This window comes from Actinoplanes sp. NBC_00393 (genome assembly GCF_036053395.1).
In the GTDB taxonomy this organism is placed as follows: domain Bacteria; phylum Actinomycetota; class Actinomycetes; order Mycobacteriales; family Micromonosporaceae; genus Actinoplanes.
On sequence record NZ_CP107942.1, the window covers coordinates 1,239,803 to 1,264,672 of the forward strand.

Here is a 24,870-nt window from a genome sequence, read left to right on the forward strand (position 1 = left end):
TGAGGCCACCGGGTTTGCGACTTCAACGGGTTCTGCGGAGCGCCGCTGCTTTGAAGATTTTCTAGATGTCCAGAACCAGCGCGCGGTGGTCCGAGACCTCTGGTTCGGCCAGGACTTCGATGTGTTTGACGGCGGCCGTGTCCGAGATGAGCATGTAGCTGGCGTGCCTCACGGCCTTTCGATAGTGCGAGGTCCGGGTGTCGGCGGCGCCGACCAGGTCGGTGAGGCCGGCTTCGGCCAGGATGCCGAACGTCTCGCTGCCGGGCAGCAGGTTGAAGTCGCCGCAGACCACGACCAGGTCATGGGGCCTGCGGATGCGCTGCACGAGCTCGGCGAGCCGTTCGGCCTGGCCGCGGCGGGCCGGCGTGTCGGCCTTGCCGGAGGGGTCGCGCAGGCCATGCATCTGTACGACCCACACCGCACGGCCGGCGGCGCGGTCGACTGTCTGCACCGCGAGGGCGACCCGGGGACGGTCACCCGCCGCCCATGCGATGTGATCGGTGAACTGGCCGTGCACGAACGCGGAGTCGACGCCGACGACCGGCAGATCCTCCCCGACCAGGGTTGCCAAGCCGAAGTCCTGGCGGAAGGTGCGGCCCGTGTCGTCGCGCACCGGGCCGGAATCGCTGGACACGAAGATCGCCTGATGCCGGGGCAACGCGGTGCGGGCGTCGTCGAACAGGGCGGCCCGCTGCGGCAGGCTTCGTTCTCCGTCGGTGAAATGCGTCCAGCCGGTGAGGCCCGCAGTTCGCGTCACCTCTTGCAGGCACAGGACGTCCGCCTCGCAGTTCGGCAGCCAGTTGAGGAGGTCGTCGGCCAGGGCTCCGCCCCAGGCGTTGAGGCTCACAATGCGCACACGCCCGAATCTATTCGCCAAGCGCGTCGCGGATCGCAAGGGGCTCGCCGGGGTGAAGCCGGACTGGAGTCGTAGTGCAACCGGTTGATGTTCGACTCTCATCGACGTGATCGGGATTGATGGGAGCAAGCGATGAGATCGGCAATGCGAGTGCTGGTGGGCCTGGTGGCGATGGGGCTGCTCCTGGCGGGTGTGCAGAGTGCCGCGAGGGCGTCGCCGGGGTTTACGGAGCAGGCCCGCTCGGCCGGCCTGTCGGCCGTTGAGGCGAAGGGACTGCAGGCGAAGGTCGACCAGTACCGTGGTTCAGCGTCGGGTCCTGGGTCAACAAGCAGACCGACGGCACCCGGCCTCGGCTGTTCTTCACCAACGGCTCCTGGTGGGACATGCCGCCCGCGCCATCCTGGCAGCCCAATGACGTGAACTGGCGGCCCGTGCACTCCATCACCAACTGCTGACCGTTCGTTCATCGAGGCCGCCCGGGGTACGCCACCCGGGCGGCCTCGTCGCATGAGGGAAGCCGGTCGGCGATGGATCGATCCGAAACCTGCTGCTTGCCGTACTGCGTAGCGCCGGGATATGCATTCCGGTGGATGGAGGTGCCAGGTGACCGACCAGTTCGACCGAGCGTCGTCGGATCAGCGACGCGCGAACGCCGGGTCGGGGTCCTGGTTCCAGGCCGGCCCATGGGCGCCGCCGGAAGGCTCTACCGGAGTCCCGGTCGGCGGTCCGGCGTCCGGCGGCCCTACCGGCGTCCCGGCGGGCAGTCCGGCCTCCGGCCGCCCCACCGGAGTCCCGGCCGGCAGTCCGGCGTCCGGCCGCCCCACCGGAGTTCCGGTCGGCAGTCCGGCGTCCGGTCGCCCTACCGTTCCGTTGACCGGCAACGCGCCGATGCTGCCGCCCAGCGGCTTGGCTGAGGCGCGGCCGGTCAGCGCCCCACCCGGCGGCTCCCGGCTGCTGGGCAGCCCTGCGGGCCCAAGGCTGCCTGCTGAGCCGGCATCGCGCACCGTGCCACCGCGGTTCGCCGGGCGGGTTGTGCTCATCTATGAGGAGCAGATCCGCCGGCCCTGGCGGTTGTTGGTGTTCACGGCCGTGCTCGTGGCCTTGACCATCGGGGTGGTGCTGGGCCAGGCAGAGGCCTACCGGCCGGCGTCGTCGCGTTCGGCGTCGACCGCGCAGGTCGGCGGGGACGCAGCACCGCCGCCGTCCGCCGCCATCCCGACGCCCCCGGCGCCGCTGACCGCCCCGCTCGGCGCGCTCCAGCAGCGCCGGCTCGAGATTGCCGGGGCGGCGACCACACTGCGCATCCGCACGGCAGAGCTGGGTGAGTCACTCTTCACGATCGCCGCGCTCGACCAGAGCGCCGTGCCCCAACTGGCCGACACCGGCAACGGCTCGCTGCTCACCCTGACCCCGGGGCTGACCGGCACGGTCGGCGCTGACGTGGTGCTCAACGCCAAGGTGGCCTGGACGCTCGTGCTCACCGGCGGCGCGACCGAGCTCGACGTGGACTCGCGGGCCGGCGGTCTCGTGGGCCTCGAACTGACCGCAGGCGTGTCCCGCGGGGTGCTGCAGTTGGCAAAGCCCAAGGGCGCGGTGCCGTTTACGATCTCCGGCTCGGTGGGCGAGCTGACCGTGCGCACCGACGCGGGCGTCCCGGTCCGGGTCCGCTTGGGCAAGGGCGCCGGCCTGGCCACCATCAACGGCAAGGCCAGGCGCGGCGTCAAGGCCGGCACGGCCCTGCGGGATTCCGGTTGGTCCGCCGCCGAAGACAAGTACGACGTGCGCGCCACCGCCCAGGTGAGCACCCTCCTGGTCGAACGCCTGGTTGCCGGCCGCTGATCGCCTGCGTTTCAGATGCCGGCTTTCTGGCCGGCGGCGATCAGGTTCTGGGCGGCCTGGCGCAGGCCCTCGATCTGGTCGAGCTCGGTGTCCTCGTGCTCGATGTTGACCGCCATGTCCGGGTTGACGGCGTGCAGGGCCTGCAGGAACGGGACCCAGAACTCCTCGCCGTGGCCGCGGCCGACGGCGACGAACTGCCAGGCGGCGTCGGCCGGCCACTGGTTGAGAGTGTTGTTGCCGCCGATGTTGAGCGGGTTGCGGTCGGACGGCGTACGCGAGAAACGGTCGTCCAGGACCCCGTAGAGCCGCACGTTGTCCGCGTTGATGCGGGTGTCCTTGGCGGCGGCGTGGAAGACCAGCGAGCCCAGGTGCTCGATCGCGGCGACCGGGTCGATGCCCTGCCAGAACAGGTGGCTGGGGTCCATCTCGGCGCCGACGTGGGTGGCATTGGTCTGCTCGACGAGGCGTTGCAGGGTGGGTGGGTTGAACACCAGGTTGTGCGGGTGCATCTCGATGCACACCTTGACGTCGGCGGTGGCGGCGCGGGCCTGGATGTCCTTCCAGAAGTCGACGGCGAGCTGCCACTGGTAGTCGAGCACGTCCAGATATTGACTGTCCCAGGGGTTGACGATCCAGTTGGCGGCGGTGGCGCCGGGATGGCCGCCGGGCAGGCCGGACATGGCGACGACCCGTCTGACGCCGAGGGCGGCGGCGACGTCGATGGCCTGGTGCAGGTCGTCGGCGTGTTTCGGGCCGACAAGCGGGTCCGGGTTGAGCGGGTTGCCGTTGACGTTAAGGCCGGTCAGGGCGACGCCGGCCTGGGTGAAGCGGCCCAGGTAGTCCTCGCGGGCGCCGGCGCTGGCGAGCAGGTCGCCGATCGGCAGGTGCGGGGTGCCGACGAAGCCGCCGGCGTTGATCTCGGCGCTGGTCAGGCCGAGTTCGCCGAGGATCTTCAGGGCTTCGTCGAGGGGACGGTCGTGCAGGCAGGCGGTGTAGGCGCCGAGTCGCATCGGGGAACTCCTCAGAGGTGGCTGGGCTTGTCGACGGCCGCGACGACGGCCTCGAGGACGCGCAGGTTGTGCAGGCCGTGGGCCATGGTCGGACAGGGCGGCAGGGCAGTCACGCCGGCGATCTGGTCGAGGAACGCACGGGCCTGGTAGACGAAGAAGTCGTTCTGCCCGTGGCCGACGGTGGGAAAGTCCATCGGCAGGCCCTGCGCCACATAGGGGTGCCAGGGGCCGATGAAGACCTGGCGGGGGCCGTTGACCACGGCGGCGGGCGCGCCGTCGACGATGGTGAACTCGGCCGGGCGGGTCAGGTCGAACGAGGCGGAGCCGTTCTCGCAGAACAGGTCGATGCGCAGCGTGTTGGCGTGCCCGTAGGCGACCCGCGACAGCGAGAAGGTGCCGACCGCGCCGCTGTCGTAGCTGGTGGTGAAGGTGCAGACGTCCTCGTTCTCCACCGGGACGCGCTCGTCGCTGAGCTGCACCCCGCCGGCGTGCCCGACGGCGACGCCGAGCGGTCTGGGCCGGTCTTTGACCAGGGTGGCCATCATGGTGCCCTGCACGGCGCTGGTCGGGCCGCAGAAGAACTCGGCCAGGTCGACCATGTGGCTGCCGATGTCGGCGAGCACGCCGGAGCCGGGGGCGCCCTGGTAGCGCCAGCTCATCGGGCGCTGCGGGTCGTGCCCGTAGTCGCACCAGTAGTTGCCGACGAAGTGCCGGACCGGGCCGAGCCGCTGCTCGACCTCGCGGCGGATCGCGTTGATCGCCGGGGAGCGGCGGAAGGTGAAACCGACCGCGTCGACCTGCCCGGACGCGGCCGCGGCGGCGTCGACCATGGCCTGGGCGTCGGCGACCGTGGGGGCGAGCGGTTTCTCGCAGAGGACGTGTTTGCCGGCGGCCAGGGCGGCCTCGGTGATCTCGCGGTGCAGGTTGTTGGCGACGGCGACGCTGACGGCGTCGATGTCGGGGGAGTCGATCGCGGCGCGCCAGTCGGTGAGGGCGCGCTCGAAGCCGTAACGCCGGGCGGCGTCGGCGGCGAACGGCTCGTACACGTCCACGATCGCCACCAGGCGCGGCGGCGGACGGTCCAGATCGAAGACGGTGGCGGCATTCCGGTACGCATTCGCGTGGGCCCGGCCGACCATGCCGGCTCCGATCACGGCGACGCCGGGGGAGGGGTGTGTCATCGTGGGCTCCTGGCTTTAAAACGCTTTAGGACCCCTGTACTCTCAATGTCGATCACGAGCTGTGTCAATGCCGTCACGCGAGGTGTTCAGATGGTGAAGCGTCCGCGGCTGACCGACGTCGCCGCCCGGGTCGGGGTGTCGCCCGCCTCGGTGTCGCTCGTCCTGCGCGGCGTTCCGGGTCCCAGCGCCGAGACCCGCGACCGGGTCCTGGCGGCCGCCGCCGAGCTTGGCTACCGCGCTGACCGCACGGCCAGCATGCTCGCCCGCCGCCGCCGGCAGCTGCTCGGTGTGATGCTGGACGTGCGCAACCCGTTCCATGCCGAGCTGGCCGAGGAGATCCACGTCGCCGCCGGCCACGCGGGCTACGAGGTGGTCCTGGCGACCCTGACCCGCGACAGCGACGAGCGCAGCGCCACCGAGACCCTGCTCGACTTCCGCTGCGAAGCTTTGATCCTGCTCGGCCCCGAGTCGGCGCCGTCCGAGCTGGACGCTCTGGCCGCGCAGGTGCCGTGCGTCGCCGTCGGCACCGCCGTGCGCGGGGCCGCGGTCGACGTGGTCCGCTCCGCCGACGACGTGGGGGTGGAGGCCGCCCTGGATCATTTGATCGGGCTCGGGCACAGCCGGATCGCGTTCCTCGACGGCGGCGCCGGCCCGGTGGCCGCGATGCGCCGCCGCGGCTACCGCCGGGCCATGCGCCGGGCCGGGCTCCCCGAGCAGGTCCTGCCCGGCGACCACACCGAGGCCGGCGGCATCCGAGCCGGCCGGGCCCTGCTGACCGGCCCGGCCGGCGAGGGAAGCGAGCGAAGCACGGCGGGCGAAGGAAGCGAGCGAAGCACGGCGGCCGAAAAGAGCGAGCGGAGCCCGGCCGGTGAACGAAGCGAGCGGAGCCCGGCCGGAGAGAAGGGCCGGCCGACGGCCGTCGTCGCCTCCAACGACCGCCTCGCGGTCGGCCTGATGGACGCGCTGCTGCGGGCCGGCGTCAGCGTGCCCGGAGAGATCTCCGTGGTGGGGTACGACGACAGCACCCTGGCCCGGCTCGCCCACATCGACCTGACCTCGGTCAACCAGAAGGCGCCGGAGCAGGCCCACCACGCCGTGCAGGCCGCGATCTCCCGCCTCGACCACGGCCGCGACCGCCGGATTGAAACGGTCCTGGTCCCCAGCCTCGTGATCCGCGGCAGCACAGCGCCGCCATGATCAGAACAGGAACACGGTCAGCTGGATCACCGCCCCGACGAAGAGCAGAGCGGCCAGCACCAGGTAGGCCACGGCGGTCCGGCGCAGACCGCTCGAGTAGGCGGCACCGGCGATCGCCAGCGGGCCGAGGCCGACGAACGCCACGGCGGCCACCAGGGTGAGGATCGCCATGCTCTCGATGGACTCGCCGCCGCCGGGAGACTCTCCCCAGGTCGACATGAAGAACCAGAAGGACACCAGCGCCAGGCTGACGGTACCGATCAGCCAGCCCACGGTCAGGGCAGCGATCGTGAGCGGCGCTATCACCCGCGACTTCGGTGTCGATCTATCCGGCATGGTCGCCACCGTAGGCGGTGCCGGCCACTGAAGATCATTCGCGGCGGAAGATGACCGCCAGGACGCGCAGGATCAGGACCACCGAGACGATCAGCAGGCCGTACCCGAGCAGCGAGAACAACCCGATGCCGGTGCCCGTCCGCGGCCCATCGCCGCTGCCCAGCAGCAGGGTGGCCATCACCCCGGCGGACGCGCCGATCACCGCGAGCAGCGCCTGATGGAACAGCCCGGTGAGCAGCCGCCGGTCCTGGTCGTCGGAGAACAGCCGGACGTTGAGGCGCAGCCGTCCGTTCTCCACGGCGTCGCCGATGCGGTCGAGACGACGAGGCAGGCCGCGCAGCAGCGGCAGCAGGGCGAGCAGCTCCTCTTCCAGGGTGCCGCGCAGCCGATGCGGGGCGATGGCCTCGGCGATGCGCCGGCCGCCGGACGCCCGGGCCTGCCCGATCAGGTCGAAGCCGGGCCGCAGCAGGGTCAGGGTGCCCTCCAGGGTGGCGAAGGCCCGGAACACCGCGGCGACCGGCGCGGGCACGCCCAGCCCGTACGCGGTGAAGGTGCGCAGCAGAGCGGTCACCGCGGTGACGCCGGCGGTGGCGCCGGGCGCCGCGTAACGCACCAGCAGCGTGCCGATGGTGCGCTGCAACTGCCGTTCGTCGACCTCGCCGCTGTGGTCGACGAGCTGCAGCAGGGCGTCGCTGGCGGCCACCGAGTCGCCGCGGCCGACCGCTTCGAGCAGGCGGCCGATCGCGGTCCGGGTCACCGCGTCGAGCCGGCCGACCGAGCCCAGATCGAGCATCCCGAGGTTGCCGTCGTCGTCGACGAGCAGGTTGCCCGGGTGCAGGTCGGCGTGGAAGACCCCGTGGATCAGCACCTGGTCGAGCATGCTGTCGAGCAGCCCGGCCGCCGCCGTCTCGCGCTGGGCGTCGTCGAGCGTGGCCGTGCCGAGCGTGGTGCCGGGGAGCCGGTCCATCACCAGGACCCGTTCCGAGCTGAGCGAGGAATGCACGCGCGGTACCCGTACCCCGCGGTGGGGTGAGGTTGCCAGCGCGGCGGCCATGGTCTGCAGGTTGTCGCGTTCCACGGTGAAGTCGAGCTCTTCGCGCAAGGCCTCGGCGAAGCCGAGGGCGAGATTGCGTACGCCGAACGAGCGACCCCAGGACGTGCGGGTCTCCAGGGTGTCGGCGAGCCGCGACACGATGTCCAGGTCGCGTTCGACGACGGTGGCGATGCCGGGCCGGCGCACCTTGACCACCACGTCGGTGCCGTCGTGCAGCCGCGCCGCGTGCACCTGGGCCACCGACGCCGCAGCGAGCGGTTCGGTGTCGATGGTCGCGAAGACGTCCTCGACCGGTGCGTCGAGTTCGGCGGTGAGCGCGGCCGAGACCTGCTCCCACGGCACCGGGGCGGCCTTGTCCTGCAGCGCGGTCAGTTCGTCGACGAACTCGGCCGGCAGCAGGTCACGCCGGGTGGAGAGCAACTGGCCGACCTTCACGAAGGTCACGCCGCCCTCGTCGAGGGCGGCGCGCAGCGAGCGGGCCAGCCGCCGCCGCGACGCCGCGGAGTCGGGTCCGGGGCCGGGCCGTCCGCGCAGAAACCGGCCGAGGCCGTGCCGCAGCGCGATCCGCATGATGCTCCAGTAGCGCCGGGTGCGGGCGACCCGCCGGCGCGCGCTGCGCCACATCTCCACCGGCCCGGGCAGCGAACCGGTCGGCAGCAGCACTTCGAGGACGACCAGGACGGCCATCGCGAGCAGGGCCGCCACGGTGGCCGAGGTGAGGAACAGCAGGAAGGCCTGGCCGCCGCTGACCGCATCCGGGTCGGGCGGTGCGAGCGCCGCCAGGATCGGGGTGGCCATGAACAGCGCCAGCAGGGCTGCCGCCAGCGTCCGGATCGGACCGACGCGTACGCCGAGCAGGCGCCGGATCACCGCGGCGAACAGCAGCACCGTCACCGCGAGCGTCGGAATGAACAGCGTGGCCCCTATCGCGTTCTCCACGGGGAGCGACGATATCCGCAGATTGCCACCGAGGGGCTGGACGACAACCTGAGCGGGCGCAATCCCGACTCCGCGGCCGCCGCGGCCCGCCGACCCGGTCCCGGAGCACCTGCTCACCAACGGCGTCACCGACGAGCCGATCCGGTACGCCCGGGCGGCAACGGCGCCGGCCCGGCTTGAACCGCGGGTTTCCTGGGTACGGCGTTGCGCGCAAGACCGCTCGCGAGTGACCCGTGTCCCCACAGGGCCGCACGGCCGGTTACCGTGAGACCGGGTTGGCCCGCGGCAAGGAGATCTGCACAGGATGAGCGGTAGCGAACACCGGCCGTCGCCACGGTCCGGGGTCGACGTCTTCGCGGCCGACCGTGAGGTCGGAACGGATCTGGCCGGCGTCGACTGGGCGTCGACGCCGCTGGGCCCGCCGGCCGGCTGGCCGCAGAGTCTGCAGACCGCGGTCAGCATCCTGCTCTCGTCGCGGTTCCCGATGTGGATGGCCTGGGGGCCGCAGCTGACGTTCTTCTGCAACGCCGCCTACCGCCGGGACACGCTGGGCCGTAAGTACCCGTGGGCGCTGGGCCGGCCGGCCGGCGAGGTGTGGGCGGAGATCTGGGACGACATCGGCCCGCGCATCGACACCGTGCTGACCACCGGCGAGGCGACCTGGGACGAGGCGTTGCTGCTGTTCCTGGAGCGCTCGGGGTATTCGGAGGAGTCGTACCACACGTTCTCCTACAGCCCGCTGCGCGACGACGACGGCACGCTGATCGGCATGCTCTGCGTGGTCAGCGAGGACACCGAACGGGTGATCGGCGAGCGGCGGATGGCGACGCTGCGCGATCTCGGCTCGGATCCCAGCGTGGTGCGCACCGAGCAGGAGATGCTGGCCTTCGCCGGCCGCCAGCTCGACCGCAACCTGCGGGATCTGCCGTTCACGCTGACGTACCTGTTCAGCGAGGACGGCGGCGCGCGACTGGCCGCGGCCACCGGCATCACCGCCGAGCACCCGGCGTCGGCCGCCGGGCTGTGGCCGACGGCGACGCTGGCCGCGCAGGAGCCGGTGCTGATGGCACTCGACGGCGAGGCGTTCGCCGCTCTGCCCGCCGGGGACTGGCCGGAGCCACCCACCCAGGCGCTGGTGGTGCCGCTGCTGCGGCAGGGCGGGGCGCCGTACGGGTTCCTGGTCGCCGGGCTCAACCGGTACCGGCAACTCGACGACGGCTACCGCGGCTTCGTCGAGCTGACCGCCGGCCACATCGCGGCGGGGATCGCCAGCGCCCGCAGTTACCAGGCTCAGCAACGGCGGGCCGAGGAGCTTGCCGAACTGGACCGGGCGAAGACCGCCTTCTTCTCCAACATCAGCCACGAGTTCCGTACCCCGTTGACCTTGATCATGGGCCCGGTTGAGGAGCTGCGGACCCAGTTGGCCGGCTCCGGCGACCGGGTGCACGAGGAGCTGGAGGTCATCCACCGCAACGGGCTGCGGCTCGGCAAGCTGGTCAACACGCTGCTCGACTTCTCCCGGATCGAGGCGGGCCGGATGCAGGCCCGTTACGAGCCGGTCGACCTGGCCGCCGCCACCGCTGATCTGGCGAGTGTGTTCCGTTCCGCCGTCGACCGGGCCGGCCTGACGTTCGAGGTGGACTGCCCACCGCTGCCGCAGCCGGTCTACCTGGACCGGGGCATGTGGGAGAAGGTCGTTCTCAACCTGCTCAGCAACGCCCTCAAGTTCACCTTCGACGGCGGGATCCGGGTGGCGGTGCGTGCCGGCGATGACCAGGCCGTCGTCACCATCGCGGACAGCGGTGTCGGCGTTCCGGCGGCCGAGATGCCGCGACTGTTCGAACGCTTCCACCGCATCGAGAACGCGCGGTCCCGCTCGAACGAGGGCAGCGGCATCGGCCTGGCGCTGGTGAAAGAGCTGGTCGGCCTGCACGGCGGCACCATCACCGCGGACAGCACCCTCGGCGAGGGCACGGTCTTCACCATCCGGCTGCGGTTCGGCACCGCGCACCTGCCGGACGACCCGGTCACCGCACCCGACGACGTCACCCCGGTCTCGGTCAACGCCGACCCGTTCCTGCAGGAGGCGCTGCGCTGGCTGCCCGCCTCCGGCCCGGCCGGGGATGCGGCGGTGCTGGCGGTGCAGCCGACCGGGCAGCCGGCCGACGGCGCGGCGGCGGTGCTGGTCGCCGACGACAACGCGGACATGCGCGACTACCTGACCCGGCTGCTGCGCGCCGCCGGGCACGACGTGACCGCGGTCAGCGACGGGCAGGCCGCCCTGGAAGCGGCCCGCCACGACGTGCCGGACGTCATCGTCAGCGACGTGATGATGCCCCGCCTCGACGGGTTGCAACTGGTCGCCGCGCTGCGCGCCGACCCGCGTACTGCGGGGACGCCGGTGCTGCTGCTGTCGGCGCGGGCCGGGCAGGAGGCCTCCATCGAAGGGTTGGAGGCGGGGGCCGACGACTACCTGTTCAAGCCGTTCTCGGCGGCGGAGCTGCTGGCGCGCGTACGCGGCAATGTCGCCCTCGCCCGCCTGCGCAACCACCATGCCCGCTGGCGCACCGCCCTGATCGATTCGCTGCAGGAGGCGTTCTTCGTCTGCGACGACAGCGGCGCCGTCATCGAGATCAACACGGCGTTCACCGACATCCTCGGGTACGGGCCGGAGGGCCTGCCCTACGCCCCGGTCCACCCGTGGTGGCCGGACGCGAGCCTCGACGCCGGCGGGCACCAGGCGGTCGCCGACGCCTTCGACATGCTGCTCGAACAGTCGCAGGGCACGTACACGATCCCGGTCGTGCACCGCGACGGCCGCAGACTGTGGGCCGCGGCCTCGTTCAACCAGGTGGTCGACCCGGACACCGGCAAACGCGTCATCGTCGGCACCTTCCGCGATGTCACCGCCGAGCACTACGCCGTGCAGCAGGACAGCGCGCTGGCCGCGCTCGGCATGCACCTGTCGCGCGCCGAGAACATCACCGAGGCGCTCAGCGGCGTGCTGCGTGAGCTGCGCGACCTGTGGCAGGCGCGGTACGTGCTGGCGGCCGTCTTCGACGACTCCGGCACCCCCGGAGTGACCGCCACCGACCCCGGCGTGACCTGGGAGAACCTGTCCGAGGAGCAGCGCAGCGCGGTCCTGGCGGTGCGTGACCGGCCGGTGCTGACCTCGGCCACCGACACCACCACGCTCACCGGCATCTCCCTGGACCATCCGGGCGGCACCATGGCCCTGTGGATCGAGCTGGCCGGCGGCCGGCCGTTCACCGCGCAGGACCAGACGCTGCTGGCCCTGCTGGCCGGGCACATCAGCCAGGGGCTGCACCGCATCCACCAGATCGACGAGCAGCGCGAGACCGCCCTCGCCCTGCAACGCGCCATCCTCGGGCCGGCCCAGCTGCCGTCCGGGTTCGCCGTGCGCTACCAGCCGGCCACCCGCCCGCTGAAGGTCGGCGGTGACTGGTACGACACCATCCAGCTCGCCGACGGCCGGATCGGCATCGTCGTCGGCGACTGCGTCGGGCACGGTCTGCGCGCCGCCACCGTGATGGGCCAGCTGCGCAGCGCCTGCCGGGCCCTGCTGTTGCAGGACTCCAGCCCGTCCCGCGCGCTGATGGCCCTCGACCGGTTCGCCGCCCTGCTGCCCGGCGCCGCCTGCGCCACGGTGTTCTGCGGTGTGCTAGACCCGGTCAGCGGCCGGCTCGCCTACTCCAGCGCCGGACATCCACCGGCCATCGTCGGGCACGCCGACGGCACCACCCACCTGCTCGACCAGGGCCGGTCACGTCCGGTCGCGATCCGTCCCGGCCTGCACCGGCCGGAAGCCGAGTACATGGTGCCGCCGCGCGCCACCCTGCTGCTCTACACCGACGGCCTGGTGGAACGCCGGCGACAGCCGCTGACCGCGGGCATCGACGAGGCCGGCGACGCGGTCCGGCACGGCCTGCACACCCCGATCGAGGACCTGGCCACCGAGATCATGGACCGGCTCACTCCCGAACGCGGCTACGACGACGACGTGGCGCTGCTGATCTACCGCCACCCCGGCCCGCTGGAGCTGGAATTCCCGGCCGAAGCGACCCGGCTCGCGCAGGTCCGCACGGCGCTGCGCGGCTGGCTCGACCGCGCCGGAATCGACCCGGCCACCGCGCAGAACGTGCTCGTCGCCGTCGGCGAGGCCTGCGCCAACGCGGTCGAGCACGGCCACCGCGCCAGCCCCGGCGGCCGGATCCGGCTGCGGGCCGCCGCCACCGCCAGCGACCTGCGCCTGATCATCGCCGACAGCGGCGAATGGCGGGCGCCGGACCCCGCCGCGAACCCGTACCGTGGGCGCGGCCTCAAACTGATGCACGCCTTCATGCAAGCGGTCACCGTGATTCCCGGCAAGACCGGCACTATCGTCGACATGCACACGAGGATCGCCTGAGATGACCACCGCGCTCACCCTCACCACCGATTCCCGGCCCGACGGGTTGCAGCTCACCGCCGTGGGCGAGATCGACATGAGCAACGCCGAGATCTTCGCGAACGCGCTGACCGCGGCCGTCGCCGAAGCCGACGGGGAACGGCTCGTCGTCGACCTCACCGGGGTGCAGTATCTCGACAGTGCCGGGCTGGCCGCGCTGTTCGCCCAGGCGGCCCACCTGCAGGTGCGGACCGGGCCGCTGATCGCGCCGCTGCTGGAGGTCTCCGGCCTGGCCGATCTCACCACGGTCGAGCACGCCTGAGCCGCACCCGTTCCGCAGCGCACGGCGGACGCGGCAATCGCCGCGTCCCGCCCTCAGCGCCCGCGGAGCCACTTGGTGCAGTAGATCCGCGCCGCGTCCTGGGCGCAGGCACGGATGTACTCGTTTCGGCCGATCGGCCACACTCCGGTGTAGGCAGACTTGCTGCCGTCCTGGCGGTCGTACCGGGAGAGCATGCCGTTCTCCCAGAACTCCACGTAGACACTGGCCTTCCGGCCGCCGTTGTAGAGCCCCCAGGCGCAGTCGGCGTCACCGTTGTAACGCAGTTCGACCTTGTTGAAGCTGGTCCCGTCGATCCAGGTCTCGGTGGTCGGTGTGGTGAAATCATCGATGGAGGCCCAGTAGCGGGCCGTCGACCGTAGGCCGCCGTCACAGCCGATCGCGGCCGAGGCGGGGGTGCCGCCCCCGAGGGCCGCGACGGTGGCGAGCGGGACGACGGCGATGACGAAGGCGGCGATCCGGCGAAGGTCCATGGGTGTTCCTTGCTCCTCAGTAGGTCCGCGCGTCTCGCGAACTCACTGGTCAGCACCCCACTTCGACCGAAACGGTTCAGCACCTGACCAACCATCACCCTCCCGGATGACACCAGCGGTTCACCGCAGCGCCCGCGGACGGGCCACCTCGTCATCCCGAGTCGGTCGATCGGCCGAACGTATCGCCTTGACTGGACGTGGCGTCCCTTTGCGCACCTCGACGGCACTGGTAGGCAGAACGTCTACCTTGATGACGGAGGTGTTCTCCATAGCCGCCACCACTTCACCGCCCTCCGATCCGCCCGAATCGTCGGGGTGGCGCAGGTCGGTCAGCGCTCCCCACATCGGTGCTCTGGTCGGGATGGCCGGGCTCGGTGTCGCCATCATCAGCGCGTTCATCGGTTACGCCTCCTGGCGCGGCGACGAGAAGGAGCGACAGGGCGCCATCTCCGGCGCATCGAGTGCTTCGCCCTCACCCGCCGGCGCCTCACCCTCTCCCTCGCCTCCCGTCGGTCCGCTCCGGTTCAAGCTCGACAGCGAGCGAGTCGACGCCCACACCGTCGAAGTGACGCCCACGTCCACCGGTGCTGCGAGGAAGGGGTTGACCTACTGGTTCGTCGTCGCGGTGAGCTGGGGCGACGGGAACACCGACTACTACCCGCGGTTCGAGCTGCACGGTGATGACGACCCGTTCCTAGTCACGATCCCCGAGGACGCCAGCGCCGACGCGACCCGGACCGGCCGGGTCTACGCGTTCAATGCGCAGCAGACCGCGGACGCCAAGATCCGGGTGGAACGCCAGAAGACACGCGACGGCGAGGACTTCTTTCCCGAGGACACCGGCGATCCCGTGTCGACCGCGGTCCCGTTGCCCTTCGGCTGATTCTGTCGGTGGTGGCTGTTACGGTCCGGCCCATGACAGGCCACTCCGACGTACTCGCGGTGCTGCGCCAGCGACCTGATCTGGCTCGGCTGGCTGCGGGCTCCTTCGACTTCGATCTCGACCGCGTCGAGCATGTTGAAGAGGTCCGGCTGGCGAGCGGAGCGCCGCTGACGGCCGTGGCCGGCGATGACACCGGTGGGACCTATTTCGTCTGTGCCGGCGGGGCCGTGCTCTACGCGAGCTCTGAAGGCGAAGCAGGGCTCATCGGCGCGAGCATGGACGAGGCTTTGGAGATCCTTTTCGGTCTGCCGGGCTGGTACGACTACATCGATCTCGAGGCCGACGACCAGGCGGTGGAGGAGGCCTTCGCCCGGACCGAGGACGAGATCCGAAGTTCGTACGCTCCTCGGCTGGACGTTGATCGCAGCACGCTGCTCGACGGGCTGGGGCTGCGCCAACTCCCGAAGCGGGAGCTGCTGCGGAGGCTTCAGGGAGCACTTCTGCGTACGGAGCCCGAGTTTCTCCTGCTGAATACGGACGAAGCCTGCGCGTACGCATTGTTGGACCACCTTGATCGTCCGCCGCTCTGGCAGGCGGTCCTGGCTCCCGGCCAGGTTGATCTTGCCCGGATGCGGGCCGACCGTGAGATCGCGGACGATCCGGTACGGCGGGCCACCGTCCTACGCGCCGCGCAGTACGACCGGCAGGCGGCTGACCTGCAGCTGCTGCGCCTGCTCCTGCAGCACGAGGCTCGCAGCGGCGCTACCGAGGAGTTGCGTCTCGCCGCGGTCCTGGTCGGCCTGCACGGTCAGGCAGACGATCACCTCCTGTTGGACTCCCTGCGCAAGGCCAACCCCGATGTCCACTTCCTGCTCGGCGGCTTCCCGGACTCCGCTGAAGCGCTTGCTCGGTGGGCGGCCGACTTCGACTCGTCGAACTACGGCCAGGACCCGCACGACGAGAACGACCTCACCTGGACGGCATTGGCCCGCCGCCAGGGCCAGCACGAACTCGCCCGTTGTGCGCTGATCCGCATGCTCGACGACGCGGGCCCATTCGATGAGATCCTGCTCGGGTCGCTAGCCCGCGAGTTCGAGACCCTCGGCGACCTCACGCAGGCCATCCGGGCACGCGGACTGCACGCGTCTCTGCAGGACGATGCCGGCAAGCGCGGTGTGGCCCTCACGAGCTTGGCCTCTTTACAGCGCCGTGGTGGCGAAGTCGCGGCAGCCTGGCAGTCGCTTCAGCAGGCGGTCGCCGTCCTTGATGCCGGTCCACCGCAACCTCCCAGCCCGGCCATCACCTGGCGGGAGGTCGGGCTGGGGCTGCGAGTCACCGAGGAACACTTCCTCATCACGCAGGCTGCCGCGCACCTCGGTCTCACCGACCTGGCTCAGGAAGCCCTCGAGTCCGGGCAGGCCATCCTCGACAGCCTGCGGTCACCCGGCGACAGGCTCCGGCACCAGGCCGCCGTCGCGACGGCCACTCAGACCGGCGGTCGCAGGTAGCCGTGCTCGGCGAGAGCGCCGGCATGCCTCTCATAGTCGGCCGGATCGGTCGGGGTGAGCGTGTTGAGCCCGTCCACATAGCGGTTGAACATGCTGAACGCCGCCGCGATCAGCACGGTGTCGTGAATGGTCCGGTCGTCGGCGCCGGCCGCGCGTGCCTGCCCGATGTCCTCGGGGGTCACCGACCGGCCGTCCACCCGGACCTTGTCGGCGACGGCCAGCAACGCGGCCATCAGAGGATCAGTTTCGGACTCGCCGTCGCTCAGCCGCCGCGCGACGGCGCCATGCGTCTCGGCGCAGAAAGTGCATTCGTTGCGGCGAGAAACGTACGCGGCAATGGTTTCCCGCTGTGCCGGGGTGAGCGGCGAAGGGCCTCGCAGCAGGGTCTCGGCGAGGCTGTTGAGCGGTTCTGCGGTCTGGGGGTAGCCGGCCAGCAACCCGGCGATTCCGGGCAGCGGCGGCAGATCGATGTGCGGCACACCTCACGTGATCATGTTCAGCGATCGATATCCACGTCCGAACGGCCAGCCTTGGGCCGTCCGATAGGCGACGACGAACGCGAATGGATCTCGTGGTCCCGATCTCGTAGAATCGGGCGCCTCGCGTCAAGGACGACAGGGGGATCCTGGTGAGCACCGACCGCTCGGACATCGCGGCCCGCATCGACATGACAAGACCGCACCCCGCGCGACGGTACGACTACTGGCTCGGCGGCAAGGACAACTTCCAGGCCGACCGCGACGCGGCCGAGGCGATCGCTGCTGTCTTCCCGCACATTCGCACGGCCGCCCGCGAGAACCGTGCCTTCATGCAGCGGGCGGTCAAGTTCCTCGCCGCCGAGGCGGGCATCCGGCAGTTCCTGGACATCGGCACCGGCCTGCCGACCGCCGACAACGTGCACGACGTCGCGCAGGCGATCGCCCCCGAGTCGCGGATCGTCTATGTGGACAACGACCCGCTCGTGCTCGTGCACGCCCGAGCGCTGCTGACCAGCTCGGACGAAGGCGCCACCGCCTACATCGACGCGGACGCGAGAACGCCGGAGAAGATCCTCGCCGATCCGACCCTGCGGAGCACGCTGGACTTCTCGCAGCCGATCGCGTTGCTGATGGTGGCCCTGCTGCATTTCGTCGAGGACCACGAGGATCCGTACGAGATCGTGAGACAGCTGGTCGCCGCATTGCCCGCCGGCAGCTACCTGGTGTTGTCACATGCGACGTTCGACCCGCTCGACGCGGAGACGATCGCCGCGATGGACGCGGTGAACAAGAACATCAAGCCGCTGTTCTCTCCCCGCCCGTTCGCGGAGGTCTCCCGGTTCTTCGACGGCCTCGAGCTGCTGGAGCCCGGGCTGGTCTCGGTCTCCGACTGGCGGCCGCAGCCGGGCCCGCGCCCGACCCCCGCCGAAGCCACCGGATACGGCGCCGTCGCACGGATCACCGGGAGCCGCTGAGGCCGGTCGCGCCGCGCAGCGGTCGCTGCCATCATGAGCCGATGACCGACGGCGGGCGTCCCGCCACCGGCTGGCTGCCGGTGGCGATCGGAGTGCTGCTCGTCGTCGCGGTCGGCGTGTTCACCAACGTCTTCACCAGCGCGCTGCCGGCCGACTGGACCTGGGCCCGCGACTGGAAACTGATGGCCGCCGGCCTGGCCCTGGTCACTCTGGTCAGCATCGTGCGGACCCGGATGCTGAGCGCCGGCCGCACGATCCGACGGCCGCTGCGCTCGTTGCGGTACGGCCACCACTACCGCCGCTGGGTGCGGAACTCCCGGCGCACCCTCGACGCCAAAGGACTCGCCACGATCGGCCCGTCCAGCCCCGAACTCGACGCCGTCTTCGTGAACGTGGCCCTCATGTCCCAGGCGCCCAGCAAGGTGTCCACCGGTGTCGTCGGCGGCGGCACCGGCGACGGTAAGCGGCGTTCGATCTGGGAGTTCCTCGATCAACGGGACCGCACCGTGCTGGCCGTGCTCGGTGCTCCCGGCGGCGGCAAGACCACCCTGCTCAGCCACGTCGCCCGGGAAACCGCCGCGACCCACCGGGAGAAGCTGCGGCCCGTGCCGGTGCTGCTGCAGCTGCGCGACCACGCCTCGACGATCAGCGGCAAGCTGTCGATCACCCTGCCCGAACTGATCAGGGCGACCGTGCCCCCGCTGATCGGCACGGAACCGGCCGGCTGGTGGGAGAAGCAGCTCCGGGCGGGGCGATGCGTGGTGCTTTTCGACGGGTTGGACGAGGTGGCCGAGGGAGACACACGACGGGCGGTGGTGTCCTGGATCAACGCGCAGGTCGACGTGCACGCGGGCAACGACTTCGTGGTCACGTCCCGGCCGCACGGCTATCGCGACTCGTTCGTCCGCACGAGAGACACCGTGCAGGTGCTGCCGTTCACCCAAGCGCAGGTCCAGATCTTCCTGCGCAAGTGGTATGAAGCAGCCGAACCGAAGGCGGATGTCGATACCACGGCTGCCGACCGGCTCTTCCGGCAGCTCTGCGCCAGCCCCGCGCTGCGTGATCTCGCCGAGAACCCGCTGCTGCTCACCATGATCGCGTACGTTCACCGGTACCGGGGAGAACTGCCGGACAACCGTGCCACGCTCTACAGCGAGGTCTGCGACGTCATGCTGTTCCGCCGCGACCAGGAGAAAGGTGTCACGTTCGCCCTGTCCGGCGCCGAACGTCTGGACCTGCTGGGACGGCTCGCCTGCTCCTGGATGCTGACGACGCGCCGGGACGCCGGGCGGCGCGCGTTGCTGGACGAGCTGAGGCCGTGGCTCGCCGGGATCACGCCCGAGGACTTCCTGGCGGAGATGGAAGCCACCGGCCTGCTGGTCGAGCAGACCCCGGATCTGTACGCGTTCGCGCACCTGACCTTCCAGGAATTCCTGGCCGCCCGGCACCTCACCGAACACGCCGAGCAGGAGGTGCCGCTCGAGGCGATCGGTGATTCCTGGTGGCGGGAGACGACCCTGCTCCACCTGCTCTACTCGCCTGAGAACGATCCCGACTCGATCGTGCTAGGCGCCGTGCGAGCCGGGACCGCCCGGGCGCTGTCCTTCGCGTACGAGATCGTCGACCTCGGGTTCGCCGTCTCGGCCGGAGCACGTGCGAGGCTCGACGAGGTGCTGCGCAAAGGTGTGGCCCCCGAGTCGGATGCCACCCGGCGTCGGATCGCCGTGGATGTGCTCGTCGACCGTCTGGTGTCGGACGCGATGCAACTCCCGGGCGGCGGCGAGATCTGCCGGCATCCGGTCAGCAACCAGATCTACGACCTGTTCCGTCCGAGCGCCAGCCCATCGTCTCCGGATGATCCGGCACGCGGCATGTGGCGCAGCGAGGCGCTGGCGTTTCTCGGCCGGCTCAACGAGGAGATCGCGGCCACCTCAGGCGGATCCACTTTCCGGCTGCCCACCTATGCGGAGCTTCGCCTGCTGGAGCCGCCGGGGCCGGTTTGGACCAGTGACGCACACTCGGAGCAGACCTGGCCGGACGGCTGGAGCGTCAGCGTCACCGGCAGCGACCTCCGGGAAGCCCTCGCCATCGATCTTCGGAACTCGTCGCTCCTCGCGTTCGCGCTGTTCGAGGGGGTGCAGCACAGAATCTCCGGGCTACGGCACCGTGCGGCCGCCGTCAACAAGGAGGCGGCCAACGTCGCGGCGGCCGTGCGGCAGGCGGTAGCCGACGAGACCTACGCCCACCTGGATCTCGAACGCTTGCACGCCCGCCAAGGCAGCGAACGCATCGTCGGTGACGCGATGTCCCGGGTGATGTCGGCACTCCAGCATGACGTCAATCTGCTGATCACCGACCTGCAGTGCCTTCCCTCGCTGGAGAACGCCGCTGTCAGCGATCTTTCCGCGGCTCTCGCCGGCATCGATCTCGGGCCGGCACATCGCATCGTGAGCCAGGCCCGCCCACGACACAGCAGGATGCCCAACCTGCGCATCAGGTCGATCGACGACACGCTGCAGAGAATCAGACAGAGTCTCGCCGGCGCACCGCGGCTGGTGACCGCGCGCCCGCCCGGGGATGATCCTTCGCGGTCACCGGTGGACCACGTCCTCGGCCCGGGGCGGCGCCTGGACATCACCGGCCGGCAGTCTCCGCTGGACGATCGCAGCACTGTCGAGCTCCTTGCGGAGGCGCTACTACCGGAGGGTTTCTGGACCGTCTATATCGATCTGGATGCGCTGACAGCGACGGTCGACCGTCTGGCCGACCCGGCTCTCGCGCTTCCGCCGGGCCTGAGCGAGTTCGACCGGGTCCTCCAGCGGCTGGCGCGGGCCGCCGAGCCGGTGGTCACCCGCAAGCTGCCGATCACCCCGGCGAGGGCGGCGAGCGTACGCGTCCCCGCGTTGTTCATCGCGCGAACGGTGCCTGTGAAGAGCGACCAACTTCACCGGGACCTGGTCGAACTGGCCGCCGCCATGTGCGTGCTGGAGCGACGGGCGATGCGCCGGTCGGAGACGCTTCACCTGGTCCGCGACTGAATGCCCGGACCGGCCGGCCTCGCGGCGCCGAGCGCACGACCGGTCCGTTGGGCCTTTGACCCCTACGGCGTGTAGGGAGTCGCCGCGTTGATCGACCATGTCTGGCCGCTGGGGTTGCCGAAGCAACTCTTCACCAGGATGCGGTGAGTTGTTGAGTGCTGATCCAGGCATTCGTCCTTGCCCTCGTGCAGCCACGAGCCGATGTTCTTCAATATGTACCGCTTGGTCGCGCCGTTGTAGAACGCCTCCCACTGCAGGTACTTGTTGGCCGTCCAATTGCAGTTGCTGAGGAAGGCCTGCTCGGTGGCGGCATCATGGACGAGGCAGGAGCCGGGGCTGCCCTGGCTCTCCAGCACCCACAGCTTGCCCGTGTGGGTGCCGGGGAACGCCTCCTCCGCCTTCTCGTGCACCCACCACTTGGCGTACTGGTTGTTCGGGTTGCTGCAGGCCGCGGCGTAGACGTTGCGGCCCCGATCGGCGGGCGTCCATACGCAATTGCCGCTCCAGAGGGCGCCGATGGCGCGGCTGTACCGGCCGACCACGGCCTGCGCCGGGGTCACCACCGCGGTGAGCGCGACGGTGACGCCGACCAGGACAGCGGCAAGGAGCCGGAACGCAGCACGACGCCGGCCCAGCGTGATGTTCATGGATGACATCGCAGCATCATCACGTCCACAGTGGTCGGTCGCAAGGAGCCACTCAGTGCTGCGGTGATCATTTCCGGGGGGCGGCGAGGATCTTCGGGCCCGGGCCGGCGCCCGGTGGCCGGTTCCCGGCCAAGGCGTCGGCGATGCCTTCCAGACTGACGGTTGCGGCGACCAGGGGGCGGGGGTTCACAGCGCCTGATGCGTACGCGGAGACGGCGTCTGCCAGTCCGGCGGAGGCGCCCAGGATGCCGACTGCGGTGACGTCCTTGAGCACGATGTCGCGGGTGTCGACGGTGCTCGGGGTGCCGGACAGGCCGATCCAGACGACTCGGCGGCCCGGCTCGACCAGCTGGACCGCCAGGTCGGGCAACTCCGGGGCGTTGGAGGCGTCGATCACGGCGTCCCACGCCAGGGCGGGCAAGGTGTCGCGGGTCCAGGACTGGGTGAAGCCCAGCTCGCGGGCGAAGTCCAGGTGCTGGCCGAGCAGGTGCACCTCGATGCCGCGGGCTCGGGCGATCATCGCGGCGAGCAGGCCGATGGTGCCGGTGCCGAGGATCAGCAGGCGCTCGCCGGGGTCGACGGCGGCTGCGGTCACGCTGCGCTGGGCGTTGCCGCCCGGTTCGACGAGGGCGCCGACTGTGGCGTCAACGGTGTCGGGTAGCTCGTACAGATAAGGGGCTGGGAAGGCCAACTGCTCGGCCAGCGCGCCCGGCAGGCCGTCGCGGATGCCCAGCTCGCGCATGCCGTCGCAGACGTGGTGGCGGCCGCCGCGGCAGCGATGGCAGCTGCCGCAGGCGATCATGGTGTCGCCGGTGACGCGCTTGCCGAGCCAGGATTCGTCGACGCCGGCGCCGACGGCGGTCACCCGGCCGGACCATTCGTGGCCGGGGCGCAGCGGGTAGGACGACACCCCGGAGTGCAGGTAGCTCATCTCGCCGGTGAACAGCTCGACGTCGGTGCCGCAGATGCCGGCGCGTTCCACGTCGACGATGACCTGCCCGGCCGCGGCGACGGGGGCCGGCACGTCGAGGACCTCGGCTTTGCCGGGACCGGTGAAGACCAGGGCGCGCATCAGAGAACCGGATTCCAGTACGGGGTGGGCAGGCCGGTCGCGCCGACCCGGGCGGTGAACAGCCGGCCCGAGTCGGGGTACGCCTCCTGGTCGCTCGCGGACAGGTGCTGGGTGGCGGTGGTGATCACCAGGACGTCCAGGTCGGGGCCGGCGAAGGCGACGCTGGAGGTGTGCGGGGCGTTGACCTCGACGATGCCGAGCAGATCGCCGATGGGGGAGCGGTGTTCGACCCGGCTGCCGCCCCACACGGCGAGCCACAGGTCACCGGCGCTGTCCACGCAGAGGCCGTCGGGGTAGCCGTCGGCGACCGTGAACAGCTGCCGGCGCGGACCGTCGGGGTAGTCGCGGACGAAGACGGTGCTGGTCATCGTGTCGACGCTGTAGAAGCGGCCGCCGTCAGGACTCCAAGCCAGGCCGTTGGACAGGGTCAGGTCGTCGTCGATCGTGGTGCAGGCGCCGTTCTCGTAGCGGACCAGCACCTCCCGGTCGCCGCCGAGACTGCCGACCAGGAACCGGCCGGCCGGGTCCACGGCGCCGTCGTTGAGCCGGCCGGGGCGGCCTTCGGGCAGGACGCGCGCGAGATGCGTACGCGTGCCGTCCAAATGCACGTGGGTGAGTGAGCCGCGTTCGGCGACCAGCAGATCGCCGGCCTCGGCGACGGCGACCGCGCCGGTGCTCTCCTCGAACGAGATCCGGTCGGTGTGCCGGATCAACCCGGTCGACACGTCGAGGGCGCCGAAGTGCACGTCACCGGCCTCGACGTCGACCCAGAGCAGCCGCTGCCGGACGGCGTCCCAGACCGGGCCCTCGCCGAGGAAGTAGCTGTCGTCGCTGGCCGCGCGGGCTCTCATGACTGCCGATCTTAGTCGCCGCCACTTATGATCCGGATAACTCCGCCATCGGATCGGAGGTCGACGATGCCCCAGCGGCGCAGCGCCCAGTGGTATGCCGGGGACGACCGCAACAGCTACATCCATCGCGCCTGGATGCGCCGGGGGTTGCCGGCCGACGCGTTCGACGGGCGCCCGCACATCGCGATCGCGAACACCGCCTCGGATCTGACACCGTGCAACGCCCACTTCGACGAGGTGTCGCGCAGTGTGGCCGCCGGGATTCAGCAGGCCGGTGGGATCGCGCTGAACCTGCCGGTGATGTCGCTGGGCGAGACCCAGGTCCGGCCGACGGCGATGTTGTGGCGCAATCTGGCTGCGATGGGGATCGAGGAGATGCTGCGGGCCAACCCGATCGACGGGGTGGTGCTGCTCGGCGGCTGCGACAAGACGATTCCGGCGCTGCTGATGGGTGCCGCCTCGGTGGATCTGCCCGCGGTGGTGGTGCCGGGTGGGCCGATGCTGACGGGCACGTTCCGGGGTGTGCCGCTGGGCTGCGGGACTGACGTGTGGAAGCTGTCCGAAGAGGTTCGGGCGGGCACGTTGAGCGCGGCCGAGTTCCAGCGGTCGGAGTCGTCGATGATCCGCAGCCGGGGGCACTGCAACACCATGGGTACGGCTTCGACGATGGGCCTGCTCGCTGAGGTGCTCGGGATGACCCTGCCGGGGGTGGCGGGCACTCCGGCGCCGGACAGTCGCCTGCTGGAAGCGGCCCATGCGACCGGTGTGCTCGCTGTGGAATTGGCGGAGAAGGACCGCAGGCCGAGTACGGTTCTGACGCGCGGTTCCTTTCACAATGCGATCGTCGCGCTTGCCGCGCTGGGTGGCTCGACGAACGCGGTGGTGCACCTCCTGGCGATCGCCGGGCGGCTCGGGGTCGAGCTCACCCAGGACGACTTCGACACGATCGGCGCGGACGTGCCGCTGTTGGTGGATCTGTTGCCGGCCGGCCGGTTCCTGATGGATGACCTGTACCGGGCTGGTGGTCTGCATGCTGTGCTCGCGGAGATCCGTGACCTGCTGGACCCGGCGGCGATCACGGTCACCGGCCGGCCGCTTGTCGATCACCTGGACGGGGCTCTCGTCTACGACCGTGAGGTGATCCGGCCGCGGGAGGAGCCGTTGTTGCCGCACGCGGGGATCGCGGTGCTTTACGGCAACCTGGCGCCGGACGGGGCGGTGGTGAAACCGGCGGCCGCCTCACCGCATCTGCTGCGGCACCGGGGCCCGGCCGTGGTGTTCGACTCGGTGGAGGATCTGCACGCCCGGCTGGACGACCCGGATCTGGAGGTCACTGCGGACTCGGTGCTGGTGTTGCGCGGGTGCGGGCCGAAGGGATATCCCGGGATGCCGGAGGTGTCCAACATGCCGCTGCCGGCGAAGTTGCTCGAGCAGGGGGTGCGCGACATGGTTCGCGTCTGCGACGGGCGGATGTCGGGTACGGCGTACGGAACCGTGGTTTTGCATGTGACCCCGGAGGCCGCCGCCGGCGGCCCGCTCGCCAAGGTCCGCACCGGCGACTTCATCATCCTGGACATCGAGAATCGCCGCCTTGATGTAGACATTCCGGACGCTGAGTTGGAGGCGCGTGCGCCGGCGCCGGAGACCGTCCAGGCGTACGCGGCGCCGCGCCGCGGCTGGGAGCGCCTATATGTCGACACGGTGGGGCAGGCGAACACCGGCGCCGACTGCGATTTCCTGCTGGGTTCCAGCGGCGACCGCGTCTCCCGCGAGTCACATTGACGA

Annotated in this window: 19 protein-coding genes; 9 read left to right on the forward strand and 10 right to left on the reverse strand. The window is 70.7% G+C overall.

The features are described 5' to 3' along the window. Positions 1–61 precede the first annotated feature (61 nt). Positions 62–856, reverse strand: coding sequence for an endonuclease/exonuclease/phosphatase family protein (locus OHA21_RS05495; protein ID WP_328470810.1), 795 nt, complete (start codon positions 854–856; stop codon positions 62–64). 870 nt (positions 857–1,726) lie between these two features. Here OHA21_RS05495 and OHA21_RS05500 point away from each other — a divergent pair. Further along, positions 1,727–2,695 carry a hypothetical protein gene (locus OHA21_RS05500; protein ID WP_328470812.1) on the forward strand — a complete coding sequence of 323 codons (969 nt, stop codon included), beginning with the start codon at positions 1,727–1,729 and terminating at the stop codon, positions 2,693–2,695. Positions 2,696–2,706: 11 nt separating this feature from the next. Here the strand turns inward: OHA21_RS05500 and OHA21_RS05505 are convergent, their stop codons facing one another. Then, positions 2,707–3,705 carry a sugar phosphate isomerase/epimerase family protein gene (locus OHA21_RS05505; protein ID WP_328470814.1) on the reverse strand — a complete coding sequence of 333 codons (999 nt, stop codon included), beginning with the start codon at positions 3,703–3,705 and terminating at the stop codon, positions 2,707–2,709. Positions 3,706–3,716: 11 nt separating this feature from the next. Continuing rightward, a complete protein-coding gene (locus tag OHA21_RS05510; protein ID WP_328470816.1) occupies positions 3,717–4,886 on the reverse strand; it encodes a Gfo/Idh/MocA family protein in 1,170 nt (389 codons plus the stop codon). 90 nt (positions 4,887–4,976) lie between these two features. Here OHA21_RS05510 and OHA21_RS05515 point away from each other — a divergent pair, with 90 nt between their 5' ends. Continuing rightward, on the forward strand, positions 4,977–6,083 hold the full coding sequence (locus tag OHA21_RS05515) for a LacI family DNA-binding transcriptional regulator (RefSeq protein ID WP_328470818.1): 1,107 nt from the start codon (positions 4,977–4,979) through the stop codon (positions 6,081–6,083). Here OHA21_RS05515 and OHA21_RS05520 read toward each other — a convergent pair whose 3' ends face one another. Continuing rightward, positions 6,084–6,419, reverse strand: a complete 336-nt coding sequence (locus OHA21_RS05520) for a hypothetical protein (protein ID WP_328470820.1) — start codon at positions 6,417–6,419, stop codon at positions 6,084–6,086. Between the two features lie 34 nt (positions 6,420–6,453). Next, positions 6,454–8,412, reverse strand: a complete 1,959-nt coding sequence (locus OHA21_RS05525) for an ABC1 kinase family protein (protein WP_328470822.1) — start codon at positions 8,410–8,412, stop codon at positions 6,454–6,456. Between the two features lie 304 nt (positions 8,413–8,716). Between OHA21_RS05525 and OHA21_RS05530 the strand changes: the two genes are divergently transcribed. Beyond that, positions 8,717–12,841: a SpoIIE family protein phosphatase gene (locus OHA21_RS05530; protein ID WP_328470824.1), complete on the forward strand. Its 4,125-nt coding sequence runs from the start codon at positions 8,717–8,719 to the stop codon at positions 12,839–12,841. A gap of 1 nt (position 12,842) precedes the next feature. After that, complete coding sequence (locus OHA21_RS05535; protein ID WP_328470826.1) at positions 12,843–13,142, forward strand: STAS domain-containing protein; 300 nt, start codon at positions 12,843–12,845, stop codon at positions 13,140–13,142. Between the two features lie 53 nt (positions 13,143–13,195). Here OHA21_RS05535 and OHA21_RS05540 read toward each other — a convergent pair whose 3' ends face one another. After that, the gene (locus OHA21_RS05540) at positions 13,196–13,633 is read right to left on the reverse strand and encodes a hypothetical protein (RefSeq protein ID WP_328470828.1); all 438 of its coding nucleotides are present in this window, start codon (positions 13,631–13,633) and stop codon (positions 13,196–13,198) included. Positions 13,634–13,883: 250 nt separating this feature from the next. Between OHA21_RS05540 and OHA21_RS05545 the strand changes: the two genes are divergently transcribed. Continuing rightward, positions 13,884–14,516 (forward strand): hypothetical protein, encoded by a 633-nt coding sequence (locus OHA21_RS05545; RefSeq protein WP_328470830.1) that lies wholly within the window; start codon positions 13,884–13,886, stop codon positions 14,514–14,516. 32 nt (positions 14,517–14,548) lie between these two features. Next, on the forward strand, positions 14,549–16,024 hold the full coding sequence (locus tag OHA21_RS05550) for a hypothetical protein (protein ID WP_328470832.1): 1,476 nt from the start codon (positions 14,549–14,551) through the stop codon (positions 16,022–16,024). On the opposite strand, the gene OHA21_RS05555 is transcribed toward OHA21_RS05550, so the two are convergent. Next, the gene (locus OHA21_RS05555) at positions 16,003–16,503 is read right to left on the reverse strand and encodes a carboxymuconolactone decarboxylase family protein (RefSeq protein WP_328470834.1); all 501 of its coding nucleotides are present in this window, start codon (positions 16,501–16,503) and stop codon (positions 16,003–16,005) included. The genes OHA21_RS05550 and OHA21_RS05555 overlap by 22 nt on opposite strands. A gap of 149 nt (positions 16,504–16,652) precedes the next feature. Between OHA21_RS05555 and OHA21_RS05560 the strand changes: the two genes are divergently transcribed. Both OHA21_RS05560 and OHA21_RS05565 read left to right on the forward strand, forming a co-directional pair. Then, the gene (locus tag OHA21_RS05560) at positions 16,653–17,477 is read left to right on the forward strand and encodes an SAM-dependent methyltransferase (RefSeq protein ID WP_328470836.1); all 825 of its coding nucleotides are present in this window, start codon (positions 16,653–16,655) and stop codon (positions 17,475–17,477) included. Positions 17,478–17,518: 41 nt separating this feature from the next. After that, positions 17,519–20,515: an NACHT domain-containing protein gene (locus OHA21_RS05565; RefSeq protein ID WP_328470838.1), complete on the forward strand. Its 2,997-nt coding sequence runs from the start codon at positions 17,519–17,521 to the stop codon at positions 20,513–20,515. Between the two features lie 62 nt (positions 20,516–20,577). On the opposite strand, the gene OHA21_RS05570 is transcribed toward OHA21_RS05565, so the two are convergent. Genes OHA21_RS05570 through OHA21_RS05580 form a run of 3 tightly spaced genes read right to left on the reverse strand, consistent with a single transcriptional unit; the run spans position 20,578 to position 23,085 of the window. After that, positions 20,578–21,171 (reverse strand): hypothetical protein, encoded by a 594-nt coding sequence (locus OHA21_RS05570; protein WP_328470840.1) that lies wholly within the window; start codon positions 21,169–21,171, stop codon positions 20,578–20,580. A 58-nt stretch (positions 21,172–21,229) separates the two neighbouring features. Continuing rightward, the gene (locus OHA21_RS05575; protein WP_328470842.1) at positions 21,230–22,234 is read right to left on the reverse strand and encodes a zinc-dependent alcohol dehydrogenase; all 1,005 of its coding nucleotides are present in this window, start codon (positions 22,232–22,234) and stop codon (positions 21,230–21,232) included. Beyond that, positions 22,234–23,085 carry an SMP-30/gluconolactonase/LRE family protein gene (locus OHA21_RS05580; RefSeq protein WP_328470844.1) on the reverse strand — a complete coding sequence of 284 codons (852 nt, stop codon included), beginning with the start codon at positions 23,083–23,085 and terminating at the stop codon, positions 22,234–22,236. Before OHA21_RS05580 ends, OHA21_RS05575 begins: the two co-directional genes overlap by 1 nt. Before the next feature lie 66 nt (positions 23,086–23,151). On the opposite strand from OHA21_RS05580, the gene OHA21_RS05585 reads away from it, so the two are divergent. Beyond that, entirely contained in the window at positions 23,152–24,867 is a 1,716-nt protein-coding gene (locus OHA21_RS05585; protein WP_328470846.1) for an IlvD/Edd family dehydratase, read from the forward strand. Positions 24,868–24,870 lie beyond the last annotated feature (3 nt).